Source organism: Mesorhizobium sp. M2A.F.Ca.ET.037.01.1.1, from assembly GCF_003998075.1.
Lineage (GTDB): Bacteria > Pseudomonadota > Alphaproteobacteria > Rhizobiales > Rhizobiaceae > Mesorhizobium.
The window spans coordinates 1-5942 of sequence record NZ_RZSA01000355.1 but is presented as its reverse complement, the minus strand read 5'-3'; the positions used below and the strand labels follow the sequence as shown (position 1 = coordinate 5942).

Here is a 5942-nt window from a genome sequence, read left to right as displayed (position 1 = left end):
ATCCATCATCTCCATGCCGCCCGGGATGATGCCGGCGCCGATGATGTCGGCGACGCATTGGCCGCCCTGTTCGCTGGTCGGGAAGCCGATCAGCAGCGCGCGCGCCGTCTCCGGCTTCTTCAGGATCCGCACCGTGACCTCTGTGACGACGCCGAGCAGGCCTTCGGAGCCGGTCATGACGCCGAGCAGGTCGTAACCTTCCTGGTCAAGATGACTGCCGCCGAGGCGCACGACCTCGCCGTTCATCAGGACCATCTCGATGCCCAGCACATTGTTGGCGGTGAGCCCGTATTTCAGGCAGTGCACGCCGCCGGAATTTTCCGCGACATTGCCGCCGATCGAGCAGGCGATCTGGGAGGATGGATCGGGGGCATAGTAGAAGCCCTCCTGCTCGACGGCGGTGGTGATGCCGAGATTGGTGACGCCCGGCTGAGCGACCACGATGCGGTTCGGGTAGTCGACCCCCAGGATGCGGTTGAAGCGGCTCATCACCAGCAGCACCGCATCTTCCAGCGGCAGCGCGCCGCCGGAGAGCGAGGTGCCGGAACCGCGCGGCACGACGCGGATATTGCGCTCGTTGCAGTATTTGAGAACCCGCGAGACCTGAGCCACCGTTTCCGGCAGCACGACGACCAGCGGCAACTGCCGGTAGGCGGTCAGGCCGTCGCTTTCGAAGGCGCGCATTTCATTGGCCGTATCGACGACGCCCTCGCCCGGCACGATGATGCGCATGTCGGCGACGATCTCGGCGCGCCGACGCAGCGTTTCGGCATCTGGCTTGGGCATGGCTAGGCCGGACATCGGTTATCCCGCTTGACTGGTCAAAATCTTTTACCAGCTTGACCGTTTTGTTGCAAACGCTGCTTTGGTCAAATAAGGCGGCGACCGTAATGCCCAGCTTCCGCAGCGGCAATCTGCCGCTGCTTCCTCGCATCGAGGGGAAGATTACTCGCCCGGATGCTTCGCCGGCTCGGAATGCATCTTGCGCACCCGGCGCACACCCCACCAGACCAGCAGGATGGCAACGGGGACGGAGGCTGCGGTGACGACTTCTGGCGCGAAGACGTGACCGAAGATCGAGGCGCCCTTGGCTACATAGCCGATAAGGCCGACGACGTAGTATGACACAGCGGCCACGGACAGGCCTTCGACAGTTTGCTGCAGGCGCAGCTGCAGCCGGGCCCGGTTGTTCATCGATGCCAGCAGGTCACGGTTCTGCTTCTCGACTTCGACGTCGACCCAGGTGCGTAAGAGCGTGGTGGCGCGGGTGAGTTTTCGCGACAGGTTGGCCTGGCGCTCCTCGACCGAGCGGCAGGTGCGCATGGCCGGTGCCATGCGCCGCAGCAGGAAGCCCGCCCAGGTATCAAAACCCTGCACCGGCTCTTCATCCAGCGCCTCCAGCCTTTCGGTGACGATGCCGTCATAGGCGCGGCTGGCGCCGAAGCGGTAGAGGCTGGATGCGGCGTCGGCCTCGAGCTCGGCGGCGAGCTCGGTGAGGTCGGCGAGCAATGTCTGGCTGTCACGAGTTTCGACGGCCTTCATTTCCAGCGTGGTCTGCGCCAGGCGGTCCTCAATGCGGCGGGCGCGGCCGGACAGCGTCAACGCCAGCGGCAGGCCGAGCATGGCCAGCGTCCGATAGGTCTCGATGTCGATCAGCCGCTGCGACAGAGCGCCGGTGCTGGCCGGCGTCAGGCCGCGATCGAGCACCAGCATGCGGGTCAGCCCGTCGCCGTCCTGGCGGAAATCGGTGATGATGGCGGCGGCGCCCCTTTCGACCAGCGAGTAGCAAAGGCTGGTGGGGTCGAAGCCGGCGATCAGCCTTTCGCTCGCCTGCGTCCATTTGCGGATTTCGAGCCGGATGCCGGAAATCACCGTGCCTGGGGGCGAGAAGCCGTTACCGAAGGGCGAATCTTCCTGCCCCCGGCCATTCTCGGCCAGCGGCCCTTCCCACAGATAGGTCGAGAATTCCGTATGCCGCTCCCAACGCAGCGAGCCCTTGCCCCATTTCATGGCATGGTGGCGCGCGTTCCGCTCAGGCGCTGCGATTCCCAGCCGCCGCGAAAGCTCCGAGAGCACGGCATGGTCGACCGCGGCGCCGGCCTCGGTCATGAAGGAAAGCTGGATCAGCACGCGCGGCTTTTCGATCAGCGGGTGCGGACGGGCATGGACCTCGCCGATCGCGCCGGGCCGCCCCTCATGCGCCGGAAAGCCCATGACGCTGCCTTGGGCGCGCGGCTGGAATTCGAGACTGGACATCTCGTCGGACACGGCTGGTCCCCCTGTTTTCGACCCTTCGTGCAACCCGGTGGTCTTGCGGCAATCGGCGAGACGCGTAAACAGCAAATATTAGCATCCGGCGATGACGGCGCGCGGCAGGCGATCCGACCACATTGGGCGAATTGGATAAATAATTTGACCAGTTGGCGACAGACGCTTTAATCTGGGCGACATCCGTTCCAGCTCCAGGCGTCTCCGTTGAGCGACATTTTCTCCAGGATCGAGCATTCGCGCACCGCCGACGAGGTGGTGCAGCAGATCGAGAGCCTGATCCTCGAAGGCGTTCTGCGCACCGGTGACCGGCTGCCGGGCGAGCGCGAGCTGGCGCGCCAGTTCGACGTGTCGCGGCCGATCCTGCGCGATGCGCTGAAGGCGCTGGAGGGACGCGGACTGCTGACGACGCGCCCCGGCGGCGGCACGCATGTCGCCGACGTCATCGGCCAGCTCTTCACCAAGCCGGTGACGGACCTCATCTCCACGCACCGCAAGGCGGTGACCGACTATCTGGAGTACCGGCGCGAGATCGAGGCGGTGGCGGCCGAATATGCGGCGCGGCGGGCGACGCCGGAGGACCTTGCGCTGCTCGACCGCATCATGGCGCGCATGGAGGAGGCGCACCGGACCGGCGACTTCGACGACGAGGCGGAGATCGACGTCGAATTCCATCATGCGGTGTGCGAATGCGCGCACAACATCATCCTGCTGCACACGCTGCGCTCCTGCTACCGGCTGTTGTCGGAAGGCGTTTTCCAGAACCGGCTTCTGGTGTTCGGCGTGCCGGGCGCGCGCGAGGCGCTGCTCGAGCAGCACCGGGCGATCCATGCCGCGATCAAGGCCGGCGATCCGATCGCGGCGCGCAAGGCCGCGATGGACCACATCACCTATGTCGAGCGCTCGATGGCGGAAGCCGAGCGCAGCGGCGACTGGCAGCGCGTCTCCCGGCTGAGGCTGAGACAGCGCTCCGATGCCGGCGATATCGAACCCACACGCAAACGCTCCTAAGCACAGATTTAGCGGGGACCCATCATGAGCGAAATCCTCACCATCGCCGACCTCAAGGACCTGGCACGCCGGAGGGTGCCGAAGATGTTCTTCGACTATGCCGATTCCGGCGCATGGACGGAGAGCACCTACCGCGCCAACGAGGAGGACTTCGGCAAGATCAAGTTCCGCCAGCGCGTGCTGGTCGACATGAGCAACCGCTCGCTGGAATCGACCATGATCGGCCAGAAGGTGGCGATGCCGGTGGCGCTGGCGCCGACCGGGCTGACCGGCATGCAGCATGCCGACGGCGAGATGCTGGCGGCGCAGGCGGCGGAAGCGTTCGGCGTTCCGTTCACGCTGTCCACCATGAGCATCTGCTCGATCGAGGATGTCGCCTCGGTGACCAAGAAGCCGTTCTGGTTTCAGCTCTACGTGCTGCGCGACAAGGATTTCGTGCTCAACCTCATCGACCGCGCCAAGGCGGCGAAATGTTCGGCGCTGGTGCTGACACTCGACCTGCAGATCCTGGGACAGCGCCACAAGGACGTGCGCAACGGGCTTTCGGCGCCGCCGAAGATGACGCTTGCCAACATCATCGACCTTGCGCTGAAGCCGCGCTGGTGCCTGGGCATCGCAGGAACCAAGCGCCGCACTTTCCGCAACATCGTCGGCCACGCCAAGGGCGTGGGCGACGTCTCCTCACTATCGTCCTGGACGAATGAGCAATTCGATCCGCACCTGTCGTGGAAGGACGTCGCCTGGATCAAGGAACGCTGGGGCGGCAAGCTGATCCTGAAGGGCATCCTCGACACGGAAGACGCGCTGATGGCGGCCGAGACCGGGGCGGACGCGATCGTGGTCTCAAACCATGGCGGGCGGCAGCTCGACGGCGCCCCCTCCTCGATCTCCGTGCTGGAAGAGATCGCCGATGCGGTCGGCGACAGGATCGAAGTCCATATGGACGGCGGCATCCGTTCCGGCCAGGACGTGCTCAAGGCGCTCTGCCTCGGCGCCAAGGGCACCTATATCGGCAGGCCGTTCCTTTACGGCCTCGGCGCGATGGGCAAGGACGGCGTCACCAAGGCGCTCGAAATCATCCGCAAGGAGATGGACGTCACGCTGGCGCTGTGCGGCAAGCGCCTCGTCGCCGACATGGGCAAGGACCAGCTCCGCCGCTAGGACGCAGTAGCCAAGATCGCACGGATCGGTTGCGTCGCTAGGGCGTTGTTCATCGATCGGCACTAGGCTTGGCTCCAACTGTGCCTTGGGAACATGTTCACCTTGACCGAAACCGGCATCCACTATCTCGACGGGCGCGGGCCGGACGGCATGCGGCTCTACGCCATCGGCGACGTACATGGACGCCATGACCTGCTCGCCGCCATGCACCGGCGCATCGAAAGCCAACTGGAACATGCGCCCGCCTCCGACTGGCGCATCATCCATCTCGGCGACTATGTCGACCGCGGCCCGGATTCAAAGAGCGTCATCGACTTTCTGATCGAGGCGCGCAAGCGCGATCCGCGCTACATCATGCTGGCCGGCAACCATGATATCGGCATGCTCGAATTCCTGGCCGATGCCGAGCCGGACGGCCTGTTCATGAACTATGGCGGCGTGCAGACCGCGCAGTCCTATGGCGTGGACCTTGTCCGCGACGCCCATTGGTACGGCAAGGCGGAAGCCATCGCGCGCGGACACGCTGCGCTGGTGAAAGCGGTGCCGCGCAGCCATGTCGATTTCCTGCAGTCGCTGACGTTTCGGTCAGTTTCGGCGACTTCTTCTTCTGCCATGCCGGGATAAGGCCGGGCGTGCCGCTCGACCGCCAGAACCTGCTGGACCTGATCTGGATCCGCGATGCCTTCCACGATCACCAGGAGCTTTTTTCAAAGGTGATCGTGCACGGGCACACGCCCGTCCCGGAGGCCGAAGTGAAGGCCAACCGCGTCAATGTCGACACGCTCGCCTGGAAATCGGGGACGCTGAGCGCGCTCGCCGTCAATGGCGGCGACAAGCGCATCATCGACGTGCAAGGCAAAGCGCTTTAAGGCGTGCTGATATTCAGGTGAGGCCGGCCTGCAAATGGTGTTTTCCTGCGCTTCCGGTGCTCACGTACGTTAAGTACGCTCCGCTCCGGTTCTCGGAAACCACCATTTTCGACTCGGCCTTGACCTGAATCTCAACACGCCTTCGGCGCAATCTCGGCGCGGGCGCGCTTCCGATTTTTGATTGGGCTCAGTCGAGCGAGGCCGTCACGCCGTAGCCGTCGACGGCCCGGTGGTTGGTTGCTGCGTCGGCGGCATAGATGCCCAGGCCGCAGAGCACGATGGCAGACAGCATGACAAAAGACAGGAGTGCTGCTTTCACGGACGTCATCTCTGGTTAAGCTTTCTGCATCTGGGCACGACGCGGTTACCAATGCGTTGAAACGATAAAATGCGTCTCAATGTTTCGACGATTTCGCGCTTCTAAGCAGATTCTGTTTCGCCGGTGTGTCGGCTGGATCACACAAAAGGTTCATGGCGGTTGCACCGGCGATACAAAGCGCGCGCCTTCTAGGATGGCGCGCGGACACAAACCAAGGATGAAAAGGGTTTTCCCCAGCCGGAACTGCCGTGGCGTGCCAATAATGTCACGCCGCCCCAGGTCGGTGTGCGCCAAGGTGGGTTGAGATTCAGGTC

The 5942-nt window shown here is 64.2% G+C and carries 5 protein-coding genes and 1 pseudogene; 3 read left to right on the top strand and 3 right to left on the bottom strand.

What is annotated here, in order from left to right; genetic code table 11:
- The coding region (locus EOA27_RS18365) for an FAD-binding protein (RefSeq protein ID WP_127256845.1) at positions 1-801 on the bottom strand (801 nt) is incomplete at its 3' end.
- 144 nt (positions 802-945) lie between these two features.
- Positions 946-2268, bottom strand: a complete 1323-nt coding sequence (locus EOA27_RS18360; protein ID WP_126078881.1) for a DUF3422 family protein — start codon at positions 2266-2268, stop codon at positions 946-948.
- 207 nt (positions 2269-2475) lie between these two features.
- Between EOA27_RS18360 and EOA27_RS18355 the strand changes: the two genes are divergently transcribed.
- The 3 genes and pseudogenes from EOA27_RS18355 (at position 2476) to EOA27_RS18345 (ending at position 5309) form a co-directional block, all read left to right on the top strand.
- Complete coding sequence (locus EOA27_RS18355) at positions 2476-3279, top strand: FCD domain-containing protein (protein WP_126078882.1); 804 nt, start codon at positions 2476-2478, stop codon at positions 3277-3279.
- A 24-nt stretch (positions 3280-3303) separates the two neighbouring features.
- Positions 3304-4440 carry an alpha-hydroxy acid oxidase gene (locus tag EOA27_RS18350; RefSeq protein ID WP_127256843.1) on the top strand — a complete coding sequence of 379 codons (1137 nt, stop codon included), beginning with the start codon at positions 3304-3306 and terminating at the stop codon, positions 4438-4440.
- 102 nt (positions 4441-4542) lie between these two features.
- Positions 4543-5309, top strand: a pseudogene (locus EOA27_RS18345) (metallophosphoesterase).
- A 187-nt stretch (positions 5310-5496) separates the two neighbouring features.
- Here the strand turns inward: EOA27_RS18345 and EOA27_RS42980 are convergent.
- Positions 5497-5628, bottom strand: a complete 132-nt coding sequence (locus EOA27_RS42980) for a hypothetical protein (protein WP_263498119.1) — start codon at positions 5626-5628, stop codon at positions 5497-5499.
- Positions 5629-5942 lie beyond the last annotated feature (314 nt).

What these genes read in the sequence shown, in the direction of transcription:
- EOA27_RS18350 (WP_127256843.1), top strand. Translation starts at nt 3,304, where the DNA reads ATGAGCGAAATCCTCACCATCGCCGACCTCAAGGACCTGGCACGCCGG.